This window comes from Chromobacterium amazonense (assembly GCF_001855565.1).
GTDB classification, from domain to species: Bacteria; Pseudomonadota; Gammaproteobacteria; order Burkholderiales; family Chromobacteriaceae; genus Chromobacterium; species Chromobacterium amazonense.
The window spans coordinates 133,242-156,431 of sequence record NZ_MKCR01000003.1 but is presented as its reverse complement, the minus strand read 5'-3'; the positions used below and the strand labels follow the sequence as shown (position 1 = coordinate 156,431).

General features: G+C 63.6%; 15 protein-coding genes and 2 tRNA genes. 5 read left to right on the top strand and 12 right to left on the bottom strand.

What is annotated here, in order from left to right:
• The first annotated feature begins 62 nt into the window (after positions 1-62).
• Positions 63-992 (top strand): LysR family transcriptional regulator, encoded by a 930-nt coding sequence (locus tag BI343_RS02635; protein WP_211269371.1) that lies wholly within the window; start codon positions 63-65, stop codon positions 990-992.
• A 177-nt stretch (positions 993-1,169) separates the two neighbouring features.
• Here BI343_RS02635 and BI343_RS02630 read toward each other — a convergent pair whose 3' ends face one another.
• From BI343_RS02630 to tig, 8 genes are all read right to left on the bottom strand, one after another.
• Positions 1,170-3,005 carry a SurA N-terminal domain-containing protein gene (locus BI343_RS02630; RefSeq protein WP_071108542.1) on the bottom strand — a complete coding sequence of 612 codons (1,836 nt, stop codon included), beginning with the start codon at positions 3,003-3,005 and terminating at the stop codon, positions 1,170-1,172.
• Between the two features lie 71 nt (positions 3,006-3,076).
• A tRNA-Asp gene (locus BI343_RS02625) sits at positions 3,077-3,153 on the bottom strand.
• Between the two features lie 6 nt (positions 3,154-3,159).
• Positions 3,160-3,235 (bottom strand) — tRNA-Val (locus BI343_RS02620).
• 39 nt (positions 3,236-3,274) lie between these two features.
• Positions 3,275-3,544 (bottom strand): HU family DNA-binding protein, encoded by a 270-nt coding sequence (locus tag BI343_RS02615; protein WP_043572292.1) that lies wholly within the window; start codon positions 3,542-3,544, stop codon positions 3,275-3,277.
• Positions 3,545-3,718: 174 nt separating this feature from the next.
• Positions 3,719-6,133: an endopeptidase La gene (lon, locus tag BI343_RS02610; RefSeq protein WP_071108541.1), complete on the bottom strand. Its 2,415-nt coding sequence runs from the start codon at positions 6,131-6,133 to the stop codon at positions 3,719-3,721.
• 143 nt (positions 6,134-6,276) lie between these two features.
• Positions 6,277-7,557, bottom strand: a complete 1,281-nt coding sequence (gene clpX, locus BI343_RS02605; RefSeq protein WP_043628641.1) for an ATP-dependent Clp protease ATP-binding subunit ClpX — start codon at positions 7,555-7,557, stop codon at positions 6,277-6,279.
• Between the two features lie 16 nt (positions 7,558-7,573).
• Positions 7,574-8,206: an ATP-dependent Clp endopeptidase proteolytic subunit ClpP gene (gene clpP, locus BI343_RS02600; RefSeq protein ID WP_011136105.1), complete on the bottom strand. Its 633-nt coding sequence runs from the start codon at positions 8,204-8,206 to the stop codon at positions 7,574-7,576.
• A gap of 19 nt (positions 8,207-8,225) precedes the next feature.
• Positions 8,226-9,533 carry a trigger factor gene (gene tig / locus BI343_RS02595; protein WP_071108540.1) on the bottom strand — a complete coding sequence of 436 codons (1,308 nt, stop codon included), beginning with the start codon at positions 9,531-9,533 and terminating at the stop codon, positions 8,226-8,228.
• A gap of 413 nt (positions 9,534-9,946) precedes the next feature.
• Here tig and BI343_RS02590 point away from each other — a divergent pair, with 413 nt between their 5' ends.
• The 3 genes from BI343_RS02590 to pbpC all read left to right on the top strand — a co-directional run bounded on the left by BI343_RS02590 (position 9,947) and on the right by pbpC (position 19,321).
• The gene (locus BI343_RS02590) at positions 9,947-15,628 is read left to right on the top strand and encodes an alpha-2-macroglobulin family protein (RefSeq protein WP_211269370.1); all 5,682 of its coding nucleotides are present in this window, start codon (positions 9,947-9,949) and stop codon (positions 15,626-15,628) included.
• Positions 15,629-16,215: 587 nt separating this feature from the next.
• Entirely contained in the window at positions 16,216-16,974 is a 759-nt protein-coding gene (locus BI343_RS02585; RefSeq protein WP_211269369.1) for a substrate-binding periplasmic protein, read from the top strand.
• A 181-nt stretch (positions 16,975-17,155) separates the two neighbouring features.
• Entirely contained in the window at positions 17,156-19,321 is a 2,166-nt protein-coding gene (gene pbpC / locus BI343_RS02580) for a penicillin-binding protein 1C (protein WP_071108538.1), read from the top strand.
• Positions 19,322-19,332: 11 nt separating this feature from the next.
• Here pbpC and BI343_RS02575 read toward each other — a convergent pair whose 3' ends face one another.
• The 3 genes from BI343_RS02575 to BI343_RS02565 form a co-directional block, all read right to left on the bottom strand.
• On the bottom strand, positions 19,333-20,067 hold the full coding sequence (locus BI343_RS02575; RefSeq protein WP_139165617.1) for a hypothetical protein: 735 nt from the start codon (positions 20,065-20,067) through the stop codon (positions 19,333-19,335).
• 2 nt (positions 20,068-20,069) lie between these two features.
• Complete coding sequence (locus BI343_RS02570; RefSeq protein WP_071108536.1) at positions 20,070-20,615, bottom strand: neutral zinc metallopeptidase; 546 nt, start codon at positions 20,613-20,615, stop codon at positions 20,070-20,072.
• A gap of 225 nt (positions 20,616-20,840) precedes the next feature.
• Positions 20,841-21,563, bottom strand: coding sequence for an SDR family oxidoreductase (locus tag BI343_RS02565; RefSeq protein ID WP_071108535.1), 723 nt, complete (start codon positions 21,561-21,563; stop codon positions 20,841-20,843).
• Between the two features lie 112 nt (positions 21,564-21,675).
• Between BI343_RS02565 and BI343_RS02560 the strand changes: the two genes are divergently transcribed.
• Positions 21,676-22,527, top strand: coding sequence for a LysR family transcriptional regulator (locus BI343_RS02560; protein WP_071108534.1), 852 nt, complete (start codon positions 21,676-21,678; stop codon positions 22,525-22,527).
• Here BI343_RS02560 and BI343_RS02555 read toward each other — a convergent pair.
• Complete coding sequence (locus BI343_RS02555) at positions 22,497-23,132, bottom strand: LysE/ArgO family amino acid transporter (RefSeq protein WP_071108533.1); 636 nt, start codon at positions 23,130-23,132, stop codon at positions 22,497-22,499. The genes BI343_RS02560 and BI343_RS02555 overlap by 31 nt on opposite strands.
• Positions 23,133-23,190: the final 58 nt, after the last annotated feature.

Genomic DNA, 23,190 nt, shown 5'->3' with positions numbered 1-23,190 from the left:
CTCCCGACAATTTCCTCATGCTTGCAATACAATATTGCAATAATCGCAAACTTGAGATCGCCATGAGAACGCTATGGAATTTGCGGGTTTTCTGCGCCGTGGTGGAAGAGAAAAGTTTCGTCGCCGCCGCGCGCCGGCTGGGCACGTCTCCCAGCAGCGCCACGCGCGCGCTGCAAACCCTGGAAGATGAGCTGGGAACTATGCTGCTGGCTCGCTCAAGCAAGCTGGTGGAGCTGACCATGGCCGGCGAAGCGTATTACCCGCTGGCGCGGCAGATGCTGGACCTGCAGCGGCAGGCGGAGGAGGAGCTGAGCCAGCAGGCCAGCTCGCCGCGCGGCCTGCTGCGATTCTCCGCGCCGGAATCGCTGGGCCGCGAGATATTGCCGCGCACGCTGGCCAAGCTGGCCGAAGCGCACCCCGGCCTGCGCTTCGAAGTGCTGTACAGCGACGCGATACTGGAGCCGATACGCGACAAATTGGATTTTTCCATACGCGGCGCCTTCCCTGCGGCCAGCGAGTTGATCGGCTATCCGCTATGGCGCTACCGGCGCCATCTTTATGCCAGTCCGGAATATATTGCGCGTCACGGCGCGCCCAGCCACCCGCGCGAGCTGCCGCAACACCGGGTGCTGATGCACAGCGCGCCGCGCGTGCTCAAGGCGTGGAATTTTGTCTGCGGCGATGAAACGGTCAGCCTGAACCTCAACGCCTGGCACCGCAGCAATTCCGGCAATGGCGTGCTGGACGCCGCGCGCGGAGGCCTGGGCATTGCCCGGCTCGGCGACTGGCTGGCCGAGCCGCTGGTGGCGCGCGGCGAGCTCATCCGGCTCTGCCCGGCCTTCCGCATCGTCTCAAGCCAGGGCGACGATCCGCAGATGCACGCCGTCTTCGCCAGCCGCAACATGCCGCGCAAGGCCAGGCTGCTGCTGGAAGCGCTGCGCGCCGAAGCGACTGCGGCCGGCCTGAGCCGCCCGCCTTCGTTCTGGAAATAAAAAAGCCCCGCCGGAAGCGTAATGCCGTTCACTTAAGGATTTTCGGGCGACTTTTCTGGCCTTGAGAGCACAGGAATCCACAAAAAAAGCACCGCTTCCCATGCATGGAGACGGTGCTTTTCTCTTAAGTGAACGGCATTACCGCCGGAAGCGGGGCTTACTGCTTGCAAAGTGCGGTCAGTTGCTGTCGCTCAGCGACTGCTTGCCAGCAGTGACCGGATACTTCTCGCGCAGGGTCTTCAAATAAGCGCCCAGTTGACCATCGGCGCTGACCTGGCCCAGCTGGCCGCCCAGCTGGGCGCGCTCGGCATCGCTGATAGCCGGCGCGGCAATCACCTTGTTTACGCGATAGATCACATACTCGCCGGTATCGTGGCGCACGCCGGCAAAGCCGGGCAGCTTGGCCGCGCCCACCGCGAATACGGCGCGCATATCGGCCTGCGGCAGGCTGGGCGCGCGGCGGGACACCGTTTGCGCCGGCGTCCATTGCTGCGCGTCGATGTTCTTGCCGGCCTTCAGCTCGGCCAGCAGGGCCTGGCCCTTCTTGTCGGCCAGCTTGGCGCCGTCGCGGGCGATCAACTCGCCCTTGATCTGGTCGCGGACTTCCGATATCGGCAACTGACGCTCCGGCTGATGTTCGGCGACGCGCGCCACCACCAGACGGCCGCCGCCGACATCCACCACCTCGCTGTTATGCTTCTTCTTAAGCACGTCGTCGCTGAACACGGCCTGCAGCAGCTTGGGATTGCCCAGCAGATCGTCCTGAGCGGGCTGATTGCGCTGAATCCAGCCGGAATGCTTGACCTCCAGCTTCAACGCGTCCACCACGCCCTTCAGCGAATCCGCCTGCTGGTAGGAAACCTCGTTCAGCTTGTCGGATTGCTCGCGGAACAGCGCGGCCGCCTTCTGCTTCTGCAGCTTGTCGATGATGGCGCCCTTCACCTGATCCAGCGTCTGGCTTTTGACCTCGTCCAGCTTGATGATGTGGAAGCCGTACTCGGTTTCCACCAGATCGCTGATCTGCCCCGGCTTCATGGCGAATACCGCGTCATCGAACGGCTTGACCATCACGCCGCGGGCATTGAAGCCGAGGTCGCCGCCCTTCTCGGCCGAACCCGGATCCTGCGATTTGGCCTTGGCGATTTCGGCAAACTTGGACGGGTTGGCGCGCACTTCCTTCAGGATGGCTTCCGCCTCGGCCTTGATCTTGGCCTTCTGTTCCGGCTTGGCGCTCTTATCCACCGCCAACAGGATGTGCGAGGCGCGGCGCTGTTCGCCGGCCAAGTCCGCCTTGTGCTGGTCGTAATACTTCTGCACGTCGGCATCGCTGATCTTGATGCCCTGCGCCACGGCGTCCTGCGACAACAACACGTAGTCCAGCTTCACCTGCTCGGCGCTGCGGAAGCGCTTGGCATTGGCGTCGTAGAAGGCCTTGATCGCGGCGTCATCGGTCTTCACCTCGGCGGCGAAGTCGGACGGCTTGATCAGCAAGGCCTGCAGCTCGCGGCCTTCGCCCAGCAGAGCGGCCACATGGTTGACGACGACGTCGGGAACGAACTGGGTGCCGGCAACGCTGTCCAGTTGACTGCGCACCAGCAGGTCGCGGCTGATTTCCGCCTCGAAGGCCTCGGCCGACGGGTAGCGGCTCTTCAGGAATTCGCTATAGCGGCTCGGACTGAACTGGCCGTTTTCCTGGAAGATGGGGATGGCCGCGATGAATTTGCGCAACTGATCCGGGCTGATGGTGCCGCCATGATCGCGCGCGTCGGCCAGCAGCAGTTCGCGGCGAATCATGTTTTCCAGCATGGCCTGGCGGGTAGCCGGATCGCTGGCTTGACCCTCGAGCGCGCGATCGAGGTCGCGCTTGTAGATCTTGGTGCTGCCCACTTTGACCAGATAAGGGTCATCGGTCGCGCCGGTGTAGCTGCTGACGCCGAAGCCGACGAAGGTCAGGGCCACGGCGCCCAGGATCACTTGAATAACGGTTTTGTTGTTCTGGACAAACTCGAACATGGCAATTGGCTCTAGCCATCCCTTAAAAAAAAAGGTGAACGGGCTGAACCGGTTCACCTTCTTCGTGTATTTGGCGGAGCGGACGGGACTCGAACCCGCGACCCCCGGCGTGACAGGCCGGTATTCTAACCAACTGAACTACCGCTCCGAGCTTTGGTGGGCGTTGACGGAGTCGAACCGCCGACATTCTGCTTGTAAGGCAGACGCTCTACCAACTGAGCTAAACGCCCTTACTTCGCCACCGCCTCAAGACGACGGCGAAGCCGCGATTATAGCGCGTCTTTCAGTGCCTTGCCAGCACGAAACTTCGGAGAACGTGCAGCCGGGATCTTGATGGTTTCGCCGGTCTTCGGATTGCGGCCGCTGCGCTCGGCGCGCTCGCCCACATAGAAGGTGCCAAAGCCCACCAGAGTCACGGTATCGCCCTTCTTCAAGGCATCGGTAACGGCAGCAACCATGCCGTCCAGTGCCTTGGCGGCAGCAGCCTTGGAAATGTCGGCCTCTGCGGCGATGGCGTCAATCAGTTCAGACTTGTTCACGTAAGTCCCCTTTCGTCGTTCTTCGGTCTACGTAATTCGGATAAAAACGCTTGCTTTATAGCAAGCCGGAAATCCTTGTGTCAAGCGGCTTCCACGGGTGTTTTGCTATTCAGCAAGTCCATTTGCAAGTTGCGAAATCCGAGGATATTCACAGCCTCGCTAAGGTCATGATTCTTAATGCTTCAAAACCGAGAGTCCGCCGCTGGCGTCCTGTGCCGGGGGAATCTCGCCAGATTGTTCCTCTTGCGACAATTCTTCCGGTTGACGCTCCAATGCCAGCGCGAGAACCTCGTCAATCCACTTGACAGGGTGGATTTCCAGCTTCTGCTTGATGTTAGCCGGAATCTCCGCCAAGTCTTTTTCGTTGCCTTTGGGAATCAGCACGTGGCGAATGCCGCCGCGATGAGCCGCCAACAACTTCTCCTTCAAACCGCCGATCGGCAGCACCTCGCCGCGCAGCGTGATTTCGCCCGTCATCGCCACATCGGCGCGCACCGGAATGCCGGTCAACACCGAAACGATGGCCGTCGTCATCGCAATGCCCGCGCTTGGGCCATCCTTGGGCGTCGCGCCTTCCGGCACGTGGATGTGCATGTCGCACTTCTCGTAGAAGTCCGGCTTGACGCCCAGGCTGCGCGCCCTGCTGCGCACTACGCTCATCGCCGCCGTAATCGACTCCTGCATCACCTCGCCCAGCTGGCCGGTGCGCACGATGCTGCCTTTACCCGGCAGCGATACCGCCTCGATGGTCAGCAATTCGCCGCCCACTTCGGTCCAGGCCAGGCCGGTCACTTGGCCGATGCGGTTTTCCTCTTCGGCCAAGCCGTAGTCGAAACGCTTCACGCCCAGATACTTGTCCAGATTCTTGGCCGACACCGTAACCTTGCCAGTCTTGCCCGGCTTGAGCAAGGCCCCCGTCACCACCTTGCGGCAGATCTTGGCGATTTCGCGATCCAGACTGCGCACGCCGGCCTCACGGGTATAGTAGCGCACGATGTCGCGGATGGCAGACTCCTGCACCAGCAACTCGCCTTCGCGCACGCCGTTGGCCTCGATCTGCTTCGGCAGCAGGTACTTCAGCGCGATATTGACCTTCTCGTCTTCTGTGTAGCCTGACAAGCGGATGATTTCCATCCGATCCAGCAAGGCGGGCGGAATGTTCAGCGAGTTGGCGGTGGCGACGAACATCACGTCGGACAGGTCGAACTCGACTTCGGCGTAATGGTCGATAAACGCGTGGTTCTGCTCCGGATCCAGCACTTCCAGCAGCGCCGAGGACGGATCGCCGCGGAAGTCCGCGCCCATCTTGTCCACTTCGTCCAACAGGAACAGCGGGTTCTTGACGCCGACCTTGGACATATTCTGCAACACCTTGCCCGGCATGGAGCCGATATAGGTGCGGCGGTGGCCACGGATCTCGGATTCGTCGCGCACGCCGCCTAGCGCCATGCGCACGAATTTGCGATTGGTGGCGCGGGCCAAAGACTGCCCCAGCGAGGTCTTGCCGACGCCCGGAGGACCGACCAGGCAAAGGATGGGCGCCTTCAGGCGATCGACGCGCTGCTGCACCGCCAGATACTCCAGAATGCGCTCCTTGACCTTCTCCAGGCCGAAGTGATCCTCATCCAGCACTTCCTCGGCCTTGGCCACGTCTTTGCTGATCTTGGTCTTCTTCTTCCACGGCAGCTCGAGCAGCGTGTCGATGTAGTTGCGGACCACGGTGGCCTCGGCCGACATCGGCGACATCATTTTCAGCTTTTTCAGCTCGGACTGCGCTTTTTCGCGCCCTTCCTTGCTCATGCCGGCCACTTTGATGCGGCGCTCCAGCTCGTCCAGGTCGCTGGCCTCGTCCATTTCGCCCAGCTCTTTCTGGATGGCCTTGACCTGCTCGTTCAGGTAGTACTCGCGCTGGCTCTTTTCCATCTGGCGCTTCACGCGGCCGCGGATGCGTTTCTCCACCTGCAGGATGTCGATTTCGCCTTCCAGCTGCGACATCAGGTGCTCGAGGCGGGTCTGCACATCGAACATCTCCAGCACTTCCTGCTTCTGCTCCAGCTTCAGCGGCAGGTGGGCGATGATGCTGTCGGCCATGCGGCCGGCGCGATCGATCCCAGCCAGCGAGTTCAGCACCTCCGGCGGGATCTTTTTGTTCAGCTTGACGTACTGTTCGAACTGGGCGAGCAGGGCGCGGCGCATCGCCTCGGTCTCGTTGGTTTCCTCCAGCTCGCTGGACAGCGGCGTGAATTCTGCGACGAAGCAGCCGTCCTCCTCGCCCACCTGCTTGATGGTGGCGCGCTGACGGCCTTCGACCAGCACCTTGACGGTGCCGTCGGGCAGTTTGAGCATCTGCAGCACCGCTGCGATGGTGCCCACGCTATATAGATCTTCGGCTGACGGTTCGTCCTTGGACGCCGAGCGCTGGGCCACCAGCAGGATCTGCTTGCCCTCGTCCATCGCCAGCTCCAGCGCGCGAATGGACTTGGCTCGACCGACGAACAGCGGGATGACCATGTGCGGGAAGACCACCACATCGCGCAAGGGCAGCAGCGGCAGCGTGGTCTCTTCTCTGATTTCTGCGGGTTGCGGCATATCACCTAACCTTAGCTTGGGAATACAATGCTTGGGAAATGGGGCTCGATACCAAAATATCAACACCCCATACTAAAACAGATTACGACGGTGGCAAATAAAAAACCGCCCTGCCGGGCGGTTCAGTCATTCAGGCCAGGCCCTCAGGCGGATTGTGCCACACCGCCGCCCTCGCGGTAGATGAAAAGCGGCTTGTCGCCCTTTTCGATCACCTTCTCGTCGACGACGACTTTTTCCACGTCCTGCATGGACGGCAGCTCGTACATCGTATCCAGCAACGCGCGCTCCAGAATGGAACGCAGGCCGCGTGCGCCGGTCTTGCGAGCGAGCGCCTGCTTGGCGATGACGCGCAGCGCGGACGGACGGACTTCCAGGTCCACCGATTCCAGCGAGAACAGCTTCTGATACTGCTTGATCAGCGCGTTTTTCGGCTGGGTCAGAATGGAAACCAGCGCCTCCTCGTCCAGCTCCTCCAGCGTGGCGACCACCGGCAGACGGCCGATCAGCTCGGGAATCAGGCCGAAACGGATGATGTCCTGCGGCTCCACCTCCTGGAACACCTTGGTCAGGCTCTTGCCATCGTCCTTGGAGGAGACTTCGGCGCCGAAGCCGATGCCGCCCTTCTCGGAGCGCTGGCGGATGATCTTGTCCAGACCATCGAAAGCCCCGCCGCAGATGAACAGGATGTTGGTGGTGTCCACCTGGATGAATTCCTGGTTTGGATGCTTGCGGCCGCCTTGCGGCGGAACCGAGGCCACCGTGCCCTCGATCAGCTTCAGCAGCGCCTGCTGCACGCCCTCGCCCGATACGTCGCGGGTAATGGACGGGTTTTCCGACTTGCGAGAGATCTTGTCGATCTCGTCGATGTAGACGATGCCGCGCTGGGCCTTATCTACGTCATAGTCGCACTTCTGCAGCAGCTTCTGGATGATGTGCTCGACATCCTCGCCCACATAGCCCGCCTCGGTCAGCGTGGTGGCGTCGGCGATGACGAAAGGCACATCCAACAGGCGCGCCAGCGATTGGGCCAGCAGGGTCTTGCCCGAGCCGGTCGGACCGATCAAGAGGATATTGCTCTTGGCCAGCTCGACGTCGTCCTTGCCGCCCTTGTTGTAGAGACGCTTGTAGTGGTTGTACACCGCCACCGACAGAGTCTTCTTGGCGAAGTCCTGCCCGATGATGTACTGGTCCAGGTCCGCGCGAATCTCCTGCGGCGTCGGCAGCGGACGCTCGGCGGAAGCTCCGCCCAGCGTCTCTATGCTGCCGCCCTTTTCCAGCTCCTCGCGGATGATGTCGTTGCACAGCTCGACGCATTCATTGCAAATGAACACCTGCGGTCCGGCGATCAGCCGTTGCACCTCGTGCTGGCTCTTTCCGCAGAAAGAGCAGTAGAGGAGCTTTTCGTTGCTGTTTTTGTCAGCCATTAGCCCATTCCACTACTTAGGCCGTCACATCCCGACGGGAAGACAGCACTTTATCGATCATGCCGTAGGCGCGAGCCTCTTCCGCCGACATGAAATTGTCGCGTTCGGTGTCGGACTGCACGCGTTCCAGCGTCTGGCCGGAGTGCTTGGCCAGCAACTCGTTCATTTTGGCCTTCACCTTGACCAGCTCGCGGGCATGGATCTCGATGTCGGTCACCTGGCCGGACAGGCCGCCGCCGTACAGCAGCGGCTGATGGATCATCACCCGGCTGTTTTCCAGCGCGAAACGCTTGCCATGGGTGCCCGCGGCAAGCAGGAAGGCGCCCATGCTGGCCGCCTGCCCGATGCACAGGGTGGAAACATCCGGCTTGATGAAGTTCATCGTATCGTAGATCGACATGCCGGCGGTAATGGAGCCGCCCGGCGAGTTGATGTAGAAGTGAATGTCCTTGTCCGGATTCTCCGATTCCAGGAACAGCATCTGCGCCACAACCAGGTTGGCCGACTCGTCGGTGACGGGGCCGACCAGGAAGACGATACGCTCTTTCAGGAGGCGCGAGTAGATGTCATAGGCGCGCTCGCCGCGACCACTCTGCTCCACCACCATGGGCACCAGGCCCAGACCTTGCGGTTCCATCATTGATTTCATCGGCCACTCCACTTGGTTATCAGGCTTGGCTGCCCATCAGTTCGTCGAAGGACAGCTCCTTCGATACTACATTGGCCTGAGACAGCACAAATTCAACCACGTTGTCTTCCAGAACCATGGAAGTCGGGCCTTCCAGGCGGTCTGCGCTCTCATAGTACCAGGCCAGCACGTCTTCCGGCTGCTCGTAGCTGTCGGCGAACTCGGTGATCATGGCGCGAACTTGCTCCGGCTTGGCTTCCAGCTTGTTGGCTTCCACCATTTCGGACAGGATCAGGCCCAGCTTGACGCGACGCTCGGCCTGGGCGGCGAACAGTTCCGGCGGGAACGGCATATCCTTGACGTTCATGCCGCGCTGTTGCATGTCGCGACGGGCCTGCTCGACCAGTCGGCCGATTTCCAGGCTCACCAGCGCCTTGGGCAGCTCGATTTCGGTCGCGTCGATCAGGGCCTGCATCACGTTTTCCTTGGTGCGAGCCTGCAGACGGCGCTTCACTTCGCGCTCGACGTTCTTGCGGATTTCGGCGCGCATCTTTTCCACGTCGCCTTCGGCGATGCCCAGCGCTTTGGCGAAGTCGGCGTCCACTTCCGGCAGCACGGCTTCGGCGACGTTCTTCACCAGGATTTCGAACACGGCGGTTTTGCCAGCCACGTCCTTGCCGTGGTAGTCAGCCGGGAAGCTCACTTCCACGCTCTTGATGTCGCCTTCCTTGGCGCCGATCACGCCGGCTTCGAACTCGGCCAGCATCTGGCCTTGGCCCAGCACGAACGGGAAGTTCTCGGCGGAGCCGCCTTCGAAGGCCACGCCATCGATGACGCCCTTGAAGTCGATGATCACGCGGTCGCCGTTGGCGGCTTCACGCTCTACGCGGTTGAAGCGGGTGCGCTGCTTGCGCAGGATGTCGATGGTCTTTTCGATTTCGGCATCGCCCACGGTGACGGTCGGCTTTTCGATTTCCTTGCCGGCCAGCTCGCCTACCTTCACTTCCGGGTAGACTTCAAAAGTGGCGGCGAACTTGAAGTTTTCCTTGTCTTCGCCAGCGGCAACCGGCTCGAAGCGCGGATAGCCGGCCACGCGCAGTTTCTGCTCGGTCACGGCTTGGTAGAAGCCTTGCTGCACCTGCTCACCCATCACTTCTTCACGCACCTGGGCGCCGTAGTTCATTTCCACGATCTTCAGCGGAGCCTTGCCCGGGCGGAAACCTTGGATCTTGGCGCCGCGAGCCACGCGCTTCAGGCGTTCGGCCACTTGCGTTTCGATGGCGGCCATCGGCAGGGCGATGTTCATGCGGCGCTCAAGATTGCTCAGAGTTTCCAGCTGTACTTGCATGTTGATTCCTTAGAGTGTGACAGGTTGTAGTCATCTGGGACGGTACGACGCCCAGCCAAGCTCGCTTCCGGCGCGGCCGGCAAGCGTGGACTCGGGCGCTGCGTGGAGTTACACCACGCACCCAACGAAACGGACAGTATATCACGCGTCGCGGGCTTGTCTGCTGCTTCACGGGCAGAGCCTGCCCGGATTGGCCTTTAACGCGCAGGACTGGGATTCTTTCCGCCAAGCAATGTTTTGCGGTTGCCGATTGATATTGCAAGGGATTTTTCTAGCGCTGCGCGATGGCCGGCAGCGTCTGATATCATGGGCAGGCATGCAGATTGCCATTTTCATCGGTAAAAATATTCTTAAGGAATGGCAACAATACTCGGCGGGCAATGTCTCCGCCGCCCATCTTGAAAGCTCAGGCCATGAAAATACTCGCGCGCGCCGCGCTGACCGTCGCCCTTTTCATCCATGCCGTCGGCGCGGCTGCCGGCGTCGTCACTTTCAGTCCGCAGGGCGAAGTGAAGGAAGTCAGCCAGATCCGGGCCACCTTTTCTTCCAGCATGATCGCGCTGGGCAATAGCGCGGCGCCGGCGCCGTTTGCCTGGAGCTGCGGCCTGAGAGGCAAAGGCCACTGGGTAGACGACAAGACCTGGGCGCTGGACCTCCCGGAAACCCCGCCCGCCAATACCGACTGCCGTTTCTCGCTGAAACCCGGCCTCAAGGATCAGCGAGGCGATCCCGTCAGCGGGCCGGCCTTCCGCTTCTTCACCGGGCCAGCGGTCATCAACCAAAGCTGGCCGGACAACGGACGCATTGAAGAAGACCAGGCTTTTGTGCTGCGCTTCAACGCGCCCGATGCGCAGCCGTCCTCGCTGTACTGCCAATCCTCCAGCCTGCCGGAACGCATCCCGGCTCGGCCGCTTTCCGCGCCGGACCGCGCAGCGCTGCTCAAGCACCTGAAACTGGAAAAAGACGCGGCGCGCATCCTGACCGTGCGCTGCGGCCAACGCCTGGCGCCGGACAGCAAACTGTCTCTGATCCATCTTCGCGGCGCCGGCAAGCCGGACAAACTGGACTTTCAGGTCCGCCCAGCCTTCAGCGCCGGCATGCGCTGCCAGCGCGAAAACGCCAAAGGCCCTTGCATCCCGTTCAAGGCCATCGAGCTGAACTTCAGCTCGCCGGTTCCGGAAAAGCTGGCCATGGCCGTGCGGCTGTCCGGCGGCGGCGCCGAGCGCGCGCCGCTGGCGCAAGAGAGCGGCAAGGGCGAGCCGGTGGACAGCATCCGCTTCGCGCCGCCCTTCCCGCCGCTGAAAACGCTGACGCTGACCTTGCCCAAGGACTTCCGCGACGAAATCGGCCGGCCGCTGCTCAACGCCGGCCGCTTCCCGCTGGCGATCAAGCTCGGCGATTATCCGCCGCTGGCCAAGTTCGCCGCCGCGCCGTTCGGCATCATCGAATCCGGCGCGGACGCCGCGCTGCCGATCACCCTGCGCGGCGTGGAGCCGAACCTGGGCATCAAGGCCGTGCAACTGGGCGGCCAGGCGCTGCGGCTCTCTCGCGACGCGGACATCATGAGCTGGCTGGCCAAGGTGCAACGCTACCATGAAAGCTATCTGCCTGCCGGCAAGGACAAGACGATAGAAAGCCGTCGCGTGTCGCTATTGAATAAGAACCGCGACGCCGCGCCGCTGAAACTGCCGGCGCAGCCGGACAAGAACGGCAAATGGCCATTCGAGGTGGTGGGCATTCCGCTGCCCAAGCCCGGCCTCTACGTGGTGGAAGTGTCGTCCCGCCTGCTGGGCAAGTCGCTGCTGGGCGCCGACAAGCCGATGTATGTGCGCACCGCCGCCCTCGTCACCAATATGGCGGTGCACCTGAAGCGATCCAGCGAGAACGCCTCGGTGTGGGTCACCACGCTGGACAAGGGCAAGCCGGTGCCGGACGCCAAAATCAGCGTCTACGACTGCAAGGGCGAGGCGCTGTGGTCCGGCAAGACCGACAAGAACGGCATCGCCAGCATCGGCAAGCAGCTGAACGGCGGCGAATGCTCGTCCGACGAAGAGCTGTCCGGCCTGTTCGTCACCGCGCGCGCCAAGGATGCGCAGGGCAACGAGGACGTGTCCTTCGTCCGTTCCGGCTGGAACCGCGGCATCGAATCCTGGCGCTTCCCCTTCCCCACGCAATGGAACGACAGCCCATCCATCCTGGCCCACACCATCCTGGACCGCCCGCTGTTCCGCGCCGGCGAAACGGTGTCGATGAAGCATCTGCTGCGGGTGCAGGCCGGCAAGGGCCTGGCCCAGCTGAAGCCCAACCAGCTGCCGCAACAGCTGCGCATCGTCCACGACGGCAGCGGCGATGAAGTCAATCTGCCGCTGACCTGGCGCAACGGCCGCTACGCCGAAAGCAGTTTCGCGCTGCCGAAAGAAGCCAAGCTCGGCGAATACACGCTGTACCTGGAACGCAAAGGCGCCCGCGGCCCGGACGACAAGGCCAAGCCGTCCAGTCCCGAGCTGGACGGCTACTCGCTGCGCAGCGGCAGTTTCCGCGTCGAGGAATTCCGTCTGCCGGTGATGACTGGCCGCATCTTCACCGCCAAGGGCGCCAACATCGGCGCCAAGCAGGTGCCGCTGAACGTGTCGATGTCCTGGGGCAACGGCGGTCCGGCCAAGGACTGGCCGGTGGAAGTCAGCGCGATGCTGGCCGACGCCTACACCCGCATCAAGGCCTACGACGGCTTCAGCTTCTCGCCGCCGCAGCGCAGCCGCGAAAACAGCGAGGGCTCGCTGGACGGCAAGGTGGTGCTGGACAAGGCTGCGCTGAAGCTGGACGCCAACGGCAACGGCAAGGTGGCCGTCGACAAGCTGCCCAGGCTGGACCGCCGCTACGACCTGGCGACCGAAGCCGCCTACCGCGACCCCAACGGCGAAACCCAGACCATCACCCGCCGCATCCCGCTGTGGCCGGCGGCGCTGCAGGTGGGCGTCAGCGTGGACAGCTGGATCACCGCCGGCCGCGCGCTGCAGCTGAAGGCTGTGGTGCTAGACACCGCCGGCAAGCCCATCGCCAACAAGGACGTCAAGGTCACGCTGCGCGAGCACCGCTATCTGTCCAGCCGCAAGCGGCTGGTCGGCGGCTTTTACGCCTGGGACCACAACGAGGAAACCGACGACAAGGGCAAGGTGTGCAGCGGCGCCACCGACGCCCGCGGCCTGGTGTTCTGCGACATCAATCTCAAGGACGCTGGCGACATGGAGCTGATCGCGGAGGCCAAGGATGACCAGGGCAACGTCGCCCAGGCCGCGCAATCGGTTTGGGTGAGCAAGCACGACGAGCTGTGGTTCGACGTCGACAACAACGACCGCATCGACATCCTGCCGGAGAAAACCAGCTACCTGCCCGGCGAAACCGCCCGCTTCCAGGTGCGCATGCCCTTCCGCAAGGTCACCGCCTGGCTGGCCATCGAGCGCGAGGGCATTCTGGAAACCCGCGTGGTGGAACTGGAAGGCAAGGACCCGACGGTAGAGCTGAAAATCGGCCCCGACTGGACGCCCAACGTCTACGTGTCGGTGCTGGCCGTGCGCGGCCGCGTGCGCGACGTGCCGTGGTACTCGTTCTTCACCTGGGGCTGGAAGAGCCCGTCGGAATGGTGGGACGCCTACTGGAACGAAGGCGGCGACTACGCGCCGCCGACCGCGATGGTGGACCTGTCGCGCCCGGCCTTCAAATACGGCATCGCCGAAATACAAGTTGGCGACGCCGCCAAGCGGCTGAGCGTCGAAGTGACGCCGGCCAAGAAGAGCTACGGCATCCGCGAGACCGCCGAAGTCACCGTCAAGGTCAAGCTGCCCAACGGCAAACCGGCGCCGGCCGGCACCGAAGTAGCCTTCGCCGCCGTCGACGAAGCGCTGCTGGAGTTGCAGCCCAACCATAGCTGGGAGCTGATGCAGGCGATGTACCAACGCCACAGCTACGGCGTGGAAACCGCCACCGCCCAACTGGAAGTCGTGGGCAAGCGCCATTACGGCCGCAAATCGCTGCCGCCGGGCGGCGGCGGCGGCAAGGCGCCGACGCGCGAGCTGCTGGACACCCTGCTGCTGTGGCAGCCCGGCGTGAAGCTGGACGCCAACGGCAGCGCCCGGATCAAGGTGCCGATCAACGACGCCCTAACCCGCTTCCGCCTGGTGGCGGTGGCCGATGTCGGCAATGACATGTTCGGCACCGGCGAAGCCGGCTTCAACGTGACGCAAGACCTGCAGCTGAGCTCCGGCATTCCGCCGCTGGCGCGCGAGGGCGACCAATTCCAGGCCGGCGTCACCGTGCGCAACGGCGGCGAAAAGCCGCTGAAGGTCAAGGTATCCGCCGCCGCGTCCGGCTTCCCGGCGCTGCCGGCCAGGGAGGTCAGCCTGCCGGTGGGCGAGGCCCGGCTGGTCAGCTGGAACGTGACGGTGCCGGAAGGCCTGAAAGAGGCCCAATGGACCTTCGCCGCCCAGCAGGTGGACGGCAAGGCCGCCGACAAGCTGGCGGTCAAGCAACAGATCGACCCGGCGGTGCCGGTGACGGTGGAACAAGCCACGCTGCAACGCGTGTCGCCCGAGCTGGCCATCCCGGTGGCGCCGCCGCCGGGCGCGCTGCCGGGCCGCGGCGGCATCCGCGTCAGCCTGCAGGCCAAGCTGGGCAACAGCCTGCCCGGCGTGCGCCGCTGGTTCGAGGACTATCCCTACGCCTGCCTGGAACAGCGCAGCTCCATCGCCATCGGCCTGTCCGACCGCAAGCGCTGGGACCAACTGATGAGCGAACTGCCGCTGTATCTGGACGGCAACGGCCTGGCCGCCTACTTCCCCCTGGGCGAAGGCGCGCCGGACCGCGGCAGCGACGTGCTGACCAGCTATCTGCTGTCCGTCGCCAGCGAGGCCGGCATGACGATCCCGGAAGCGCCGCGCGGCAAGATGCTGGACGGCCTGTCAGCCTTCGTCGAAGGCAAGCTGAAGCGCGACCTGCCCAGCAGCCGCCAGGACGCCGACGCGCGCCGCCTCGCTGCGATGGACGCGCTGTCGCGCTACGGCCGCTTCCGCCCGGCGATGCTGGACGTGCTGGACCTGAACCCGCAGAAAATGGGCACCGCGATGCTGGTGGACTGGCTGTCTCTGCTGAACCGCGCGGCGGACATCCCGCAGCGCGCCGGTCGCATTTCCGAGGCCTCCAATCTGCTGCGCGCCCGCCTGACCTATCAGGGCACCAAGATGGGCTTCAGCACGGAGGCCAACGACAACGCCTGGTGGCTGATGGGCAACAGCGACGTCAACGCCGCCAAGCTGCTGCTGGCCGCCCGCAAGCTGCCGGACTGGCAGGCCGACATGCCGCGCCTGCTGACCGGCCTGCTCGCCCGCCAGCAGAAGGGCCACTGGGGCACCACCACCGCCAACCTGTGGGGCTCGCTGGCCACCGCGCAGTTCTCGCGCCAGTTCGAAACCGCGCCGGTGACGGGCCAGACCCGCGCCGTCCTCGGCAAGGCCAGCCTGAACCTGTCTTGGCCGCAGGAAGGCGTCAAGCAACTGGGCCTGCTGCCATGGCTGTCTTCCGCCGGCAGCTTGCAGCTCAAGCACGCCGGCTCCGGCTCGCCATGGGCCACCATCCAGGCCGAAGCCGCCATCCCGCTGAAAACCGCGCGCTACGCCGGCTACAGCATCAAGAAGACGTTGACGCCGGTAAGTCAGAAGGTGAACGGCCAATACCAGCCCGGCGACGTGGCCAAGGTGACGCTGACGATCCAGGCGCAGAGCGATATGAGCTGGGTGGTGGTGGACGACCCGATCCCGGCCGGCGCCACCATACAAGGCAGCGGCCTGGGCCGCGACTCCGCCATCGACGCCAAGTCCGGCAACGGCGGCGACTACGCCGACTACATCGAACGCCGCTTCGCCGGCTACCGCGCTTATTACAGCTATGTGCCGCGCGGCGAGCTGAAGGTGGAATACACCATGCGCCTGAACAACCCGGGCGTCTTCAAGCTGCCGCCGACACGCGTCGAGGCGATGTATGCGCCTGAGGTGTTCGGCATGCTGCCGAATCCGCCGTTCAAAGTCGTGGATGATGGGAAATGATGCCGCGCCCCACCTCTCTCTATCTGTGGGGGCCGCGTCTTCAGCCTAATAAGCCGGGCCTGCTTTCAGCCCTGCCCGGTTTGGGACGGACGGGCATGCAGGAAGGCATTTTGCCAAATTGCTAGGAGCTGTTGACGTTTACTGAGCGGTCGCGCCGGGATGCATTTTGCGCCGAATCGAGGCGTTTCGCGCGCCTCTGCCAGCGCGGAACTACGAAGAGTCGGCGCGAAGGGCGCCCAGCCCTTCAGGTTTGCTTTAAAACGAATTGAAATTGCAATATGGATTTTGCAAAATGTCCTAACAGCCACTACTGGCCTGGCGGCATGGGGAGATCATCCGCAAGCCAGAGGGCTCAAGGCAGACAGGAAACGCCGGCGTTTTATCGTTAACCACCATTATGGATTTGCTGCTGCCGCTCAGCCGCCCCGACCATGCCGCACCGCCTCACAAGATCGCCGCTCTGCCGCTTGCTCAACCTTACCGCTTGTGCGGCATGCGCGTTCCTGACTGCTTTATCCGCTCACGGAGCGAACGAATCGACGCTAAGATGCGCGCCATCCGGCGCGCTCTACGACTACCGCTGGGCCTTGCTGAAATTAGCGCTGGATCATACCCGGCCCACGGGCAGCCCCTATCAGATCGACCAGGTGGACAGCTCGCGGACTACGCAATCTCGCCTGATGGCGATGATGCAGGCCGGGGCGCTGGATGTGATGGCCTTGCCGCCCAACCCGGAGCGGGAAGCGAATATGCGGCCGATCCGCGTCGACATCCTGCGCGGCATGCTGGGCTATCGCGTATTGCTGATCCGCAAGTCCGACGCGGCATGGTTCCAACGCCTGCAGCCGGTCGATCTGAAAGGAAAAATCAAGCTCGGCTTCAACAGCCAGTGGGCGGATCTGGCCATTCTGCAGGCCAATGGCTTCCAGGTGGTGGCCAGCCCCGGTTACGAGGGCTTGTTCGCCATGCTGGATGCCCGCCGCTTCGATGCCTTTCCGCGCGGCCTCAATGAATTCTCCAAAGAGTTGACGCAGTACGGCTCGCGCTATCCCGAGCTGGCCGTGGACAAAACCTATGCCTTCTTCACGCCCTATCCGGTGTATTTCTGGGTGCGCCGCGGCAATGAGGCCTTGGCTAGGCAAATAGAAAACGGTCTGAACCTGGCGCTGCGCGATGGCTCTTTCAAGAAACTCTTCATCCAATACCATCAGCAGGAAATAGGCCTGCTGAAGCGAGAAAATCGCCGCGTGCTGTTCCTGAACAATCCCATGCTGCCGCGCCAGGGGGCGGATCAAGATTACAGCTGGTGGCTGCCTAAATCCGTCAAGATAGAGCGTTTGCCTTAACAACCGGCCCTTTCAGCGCGTCTTGGCCCAGGTTTTATACGCAGGGTCAAGGATTTGTCAGCCGGCATCCCGCCGCATCCCGTATCATGCCAAGCACACCTTAATCTCTGCGTTAGGCATGGCACGTTCATACCCTTGCTGGCTTCAGCCGCTGCGCCCAAGCCGGGCGTCGCTTTTTTCCTTGGCTATTGGCGCCTCGCCGCGTCCATGGCCTATCTGCGCGCTTTGCCTGGCGCTGCTGTCCGCGCCCGCCTGGAGCCAACCGTCCTTCAAGGAGGTCAAGGCCGCTTGGCAGCCATCCGATGTCGTGCTGCTTGACCGCCATGGCCAAACGCTTCAGCGCTTGCGCGTCGACAAACAGGCGCGGCGCCAGGACTGGGTCAGCCTGGCCGACACCTCGCCGGCGTTCCGCCAGGCGCTGGTGATGTCCGAAGACAAGCGTTTCTACCAACACAGCGGGGTGGACTGGTCCGGTGCGGCGGCGGCGGCCTGGACCAATCTGTGGAACACCCGCACCCGCGGCGCCTCCACCCTGACCATGCAACTGGCCGGCCTGCTGGACGACGATCTGAAGGTGAGCAAGGGTGGCCGCAGCCTGTGGCAGAAAATGGGCCAAACCTGGTCCGCAGCCTGGCTGGAGCGGCACTGGACCAAGGCGGAAATCCTGGAGGCGTATCTGAATCTGGTGGGCTTTCGCGGCGAGCTGGTGGGACTATCCGCCCTGTCGTCCACGCTATTCGGCAAACTGCCCGTCGGGCTGAATCTGGAAGAGTCGGCCATTGCGGTGGCGCTGATCCGCGCGCCGAATGCCGCCTCGGACCGGGTGGCGGCGCGCGCCTGCCGCATTCTGCAAGACATGGGCCGCAAGCCGGACTGCAACGTGGTAACCGTGCGCGCCGCCCAGGCGCTGGCCAAGAGCCGCGCCGCCAATCCGCTGGCGGAACAGGACGCGCCGCACTTTGCGCGCAAGCTGCTGCAGACGCGGGGCTACGCCGCAGGCAGCCGCATCGCGACCACGCTGGACCTGCCCTTGCAGCGCTTCGCCGCCGCCGCGCTGCGCCGCCATCTGGCGGCGTTGTCGCAGCGCAATGTGCAGGACGGCGCTCTGGTGGTGCTGGACAACCGCAGCGGCGACATCCTGGCCTGGGTCGGCTCCAGCGGACGCGGCCTGTCCAACGCATCCGAGGTGGACGGCGTGACCGCGCTGCGCCAGGCCGGCTCCACGCTGAAACCCTTCCTGTATCAGCTGGCGCTGGAAAAGCATTACCTGACCGCCGCCTCGCTGCTGGACGACAGCCCGCTGGACCTGCAGACCGGCGCGGGGCTGTACGCGCCGCAAAATTATTCCAAGGACTTCAAGGGCCTGGTGCCGGTGCGCAGCGCGCTGGCGTCATCGCTGAACATCCCGGCGGTGCGGACGATTGAGATGGTCACGCCTAACGCCGCGCGCGACCGGCTGGTGAAGCTGGGCTTCTCCACCCTGACCGAGGACGGCGACTACTACGGCTACAGCCTGGCGCTGGGCGCGGCCGACATCCGCCTGTTGGACCTGGCCAATGCCTACCGAACGCTGGCCAACCAGGGCCTGGCCAGCCCGCCGCGCTGGACCTTGGCCGACGCCAAAGCCAAGCCGGTCCGACAATTGGATGCCGCCAGCAGCTTCATCATTGCCGACATCCTGTCCGACCGCGCCGCGCGCGCGTTGACTTTCGGCCTGGAAAGCGCTTTGTCGACGCGCTACTGGAGCGCGGTGAAAACCGGCACCAGCAAGGACATGCGCGACAACTGGGCCGTGGGTTTCTCGCGCCGCTTCACCGTTGCGGCATGGGTGGGCAACGCCAGCGGCGAGCCGATGTGGGATGTTTCCGGCATGCATGGCGCGGCGCCGGTGTGGCAGGCGGTGCTGGACCGCGCCCAGCAATCGGCCCCGGCATCCGCGCCGCCGGCCGCGCCGCCAGGCTTGGTCCAGCAACGCGTGCGCTATCAGGGCGAGGTGGCGGCCAGCCGACTGGAATGGTTCCTCGCCGGGACCGAACGCTCGCTGATCGTGCCGCAGCGCGGCAGCGTAGCCAACCTGGCGCCCGGCATCGTCGCGCCGGTGGAGGGCAGCGTCTTCGCGCTCGATCCGGACATCCCGCCGGCCAATCAGCGCATGGTGCTGCGCGCGCGCGGCGTCAGCAATCCGCAATGGTGGCTGGACGGCAAGCGGCTGGGCAAGGGCACGGCTTTGCCGTGGTTCCCGTGGCCGGGCCGCCACCGGCTGGAATTGCGCGGCGGCGACGGCAAAATGGTGGAGACGGTGAGGTTTGAAGTGCGCGGCGCCTCCTTGCGGCCCAAACCGCGCTGAGGCGCCACGGATTACGGTTTGGCCTTGCGTTGCCGCAGCGCCTGCATCAGTTGATCGGCGCGCAGGGCCGCGGCCGTCTTCTGCTGCTCGGTCAACGCCTGGTAATCCTTGGTTTTCAGGAACCAGTCGGCGCTGAGCGCATCGCCGGCGCGCCGCGCCACCACATTCCAGGCGGCGGCTTCTTCCGGCTGTTTTTCCAGCAAATAGCTTTCCGAGATCATCGCCGCGGCATGCGCGTTGCCAGCCGCATAGGCTTGCTGCAAGACCTCTCTGGCCTCCTCTCGATAATGGAAGCCAGACTCGTAGTCCGGCTCGCGCGGATGGCCATCGAGTTGGAACAGATAGCGCTCCGCCAGGTGGGTCAGCGCTTGCGGATCGCCATGGCGCGCCTGCTCGCGCAGCTCGGCCAGCGACATGCGGTAATAGCGTGCATCGATCTGATAACCGAGCTTGCGCAGCTGCTGCTTGCGCGCCTTTTCCTCCGCGCTTTCCTGCGCCGCGGCGGGACGCTGTCCGGCTGATGGCATCGCGGGATCGCCGCCCACCGCGAAGCTGAAACCGTCCGCCGCAGACTTGGCGTCGCCCTGGCCTGCCGCCCCCGCCGTCCCGTTCCGCAGCTCGGCGCCGGCATGCGCCGCCAGGGCCGGCTGGCCGCCGGCCCCTGCGGAGTGAACGGGCAGCCAGAACCATGCCGCCGCGGCCGCTGTCCCGGCGGCCGCAATCAACAGTAAGGTTGCCCTTTTCATCGTCAGATCCGCGTCATGCAGCTATTGAAGCCATTGGCGTAGCCATAGCGGGAGTAGTAGTCGCGCTGCGACGGGGTGCCATGCTCCTGGTAATCCGCCGCATCGCGCGCCGAGGCCACCGCGTTCTCGATGAAGCTGGGGTAGCGCAGGCTGGTTTCGGCATATTTGGCGAAAGTGCCGCCCACGTAATCGGCCTGCAGCTCCTGCATCGGCGGCCGGCGTTCTATCCCGCGAGTGAATTGAACCGAATGGCCCCACTCATGCGCCAGGATGAACTTGGCCACGTAATTGCCGTAGCTGTTTTCCTGCTGCTGCAGGAAGCCAGTGCCAACGCTGATGGTATACGGGCCGCAGGCCATGGCGCTGCTCTCCGGCTCGCCGCAAGCATTTTGGTCCACATACACCGTGGGCCTGGCGTAACTACCCAGAAAACCGCGAATCTCGCCGGCGCTGGCCTGGATGTAGCTGTTGTTCACCGGCATCGCCTGCGCGCCTTGGCCTGCCAGAGCCGCCCCGAGAACGAACAGTCGGATGAATCGATGGGTCATGATCTCTTTCTCCTTGTTGTGTGGTGCCACGGAGATTTATTTATGCAATATGGATATTGAAATTTGAAAGAATCAATTCTGCTAAACACCCAAATTTATATTCATATAGCATATATTGGCCTTATCGCCTTCTCCCCCTCGGAGCCTACCCGGAAATCGCCACCCAAAAACCAGAGCGAGCCTCCTCACGGCGCTCGCTTTGTTTGTCCACACCGGGCCGCAGGCTCAGGAGGCTTGGCCAGTGGCTGCCAGCACGATCTCGCGGATGCACACCCGTTGCGGCTGGCCGTAAGCGTAGGCAATGGCCTGGGCGACATCGTCTGCCGCCAGCACGCCGCCCATCTGCCGCTTCCACTCCTGATAACCGGCCTTGATCGCCTCGTCGGTGGTATGGCCCAGCAGCTCGGTCTCCACCGCGCCCGGCGCGATGGTGATGACCCGAACGCCCTGCCCGGATACTTCCTCGCGCAGGTTTTCCGAGATCGCATGCACGGCGAATTTGGTGCCGCAATAGGCTACGTGGCTGGGAAAGGTCTTGCGGCCGGCAATCGAGCTGATATTGATGATGGTGCCGCGGCCGCGCGCCTGCATGCCGGCCAGCACCGCATGGATGCCGTTGAGCAGGCCCTTGACGTTGACGTCCAGCATGCGCTGCCATTCGTCCGGATCCTGCTGCGCCATCGCGCCCAGCAACATCACGCCTGCATTGTTGACGATGGCGTCTACCGGACCGTACTTGGCCTCCGCCTCCGCCAACGCTCGCCGCATGGCCGCGCGGTCAGTCACGTCCACCTGGCGGCACAGGGCATTCGGCAGCGCCAAGGCTTCGAGCCGCTCCACGCGGCGGGCCAACAGCAACAGCGGATGCCCTGCCTGAGCGAACAGTTTGGCAGTAGCGGCGCCGATGCCGGAGCTGGCGCCGGTGATCACGATCAGGGGTTTGGTCATGGATGGTCTCCTTCCATAAAAAAAAACGATGCAGAGTTAATGAACGGCAGTATAGTGAGCCTATATCGCCCTGAAAAATGATAAAAACCACTATCAGCCATCGTATTTTTCTATGGATATTCGCCAACTGAAGGCTTTTGTCGCCGTATTCGAAGAGCGCAGCATCACATTGGCGGCGCAACGGCTATTCGTCACCCAGCCCACGCTATCGGTCACCATCCGCCAGCTGGAAGAGGAACTGGGAACCGCATTGTTTGAGCGCCTGCCTCGCGGCGTTGCCGTCAGCGAGCATGCCAGGCTGCTGTACCCGCAAGCGCGGCGGATGCTGGCGCAAGCCGACGCCTTATCGAGAATGTTCCGCCAGACGCGAGACTGCCTGCCCTTGCGCGTGGGCATCGATCCAGACATCAGCCGCAGCCAGCTGGAAAGCTTGCTCGCGCGAATCGCCGCGGCGAAACCGGGGATTCTGGCCGAGGTGGTGGAAGGCTGCGATGGAGACGTCAGGCTGGCCGCGGAGGATGGCCGTTGCGAAGACGAGCTTTTCCAGCCGCTATGGGAAGAGGATTTCGTGCTGGCAGTGCCGCCTGGGCACGTCTTGGCTGCCTGCGCCGAAGCAGACCCGGCGCTGCTGAATGAGCCGGACTGGATCATCTGCCCCGGCCACCCCAGCCATCAACGGTTGCTGGACTTGCACACCGCCGCCGCGCCATCCCTGGCGGCGGCGGCCCGCGCCGGCAGCCTGAGACTGGCCGCTCACATGGCGGCCGCGGGGATGGGCGTGGCGCTGCTGCCCGCCTCGCTGGCGGCAGACCATCCCGGCCTGCGAGCGCTGCCGCTGGCCGGCGCGCGGCCTACGCGGCGAGTCGGCCTATGCTACCCGGCGCAAGCGCTGGAGCTGCCCGCGCTGCAGGCATTGCAGGAAAATTTGGAGGCTTACAGCGGCAGCGGCGAGGCGAGGCCGTAGTTATAGATCAGCATCGAGGCGGTGAACAGCATGACGAAACCGATCAGGCAATCCAGCACGCGCCAGCTGACCGGTTTTTCGAACAACGGCGCCAGCTTGCCGGCAAACAGGCCGATGATGCCGAACCACAGCACGGAGGCGCACAGGCTGCCCAGCAGGAAGGACAGATTGGCCTCTTCGCCGTAAACCGTGGATACGCCGCCGATCAGGACAACGGTATCCAGCCAGACATAAGGATTCAGCAGCGTCACCACCAGGATGGTGCGAATGGCGCGTTTGCGGTCGCGCTCCACGCTGCCCGCCAGCGACATGCCGCCGGCGCCGTAAGCGGCGCGAAAGGATTTGAAGCCCAGCCAGAGGATGAAGGCCGCGCCGCCCCAGGTCACCACGCTGAGAAAGCCCGGGATGCCGGCCACCACCTTGCCCATGCCCAGCACGCCGCTGGCAATCAAGAGAATATCCGCGACAATGCAGATGGCGATGATGGGCAGCACATGGCTTCGCCCTATGCCTTGGCGCAGCACGTAGGCGTTTTGCGGGCCGATGCCGACGATCTGGCTGAAAGAGATGCCCAGCGCGGAGAGAAAAACACTGAAATTGAACATAGCCTGCTCCTGAAACATTTGCAGGCAGATTAACCGCAGACAGATAATTAAGTAAAAC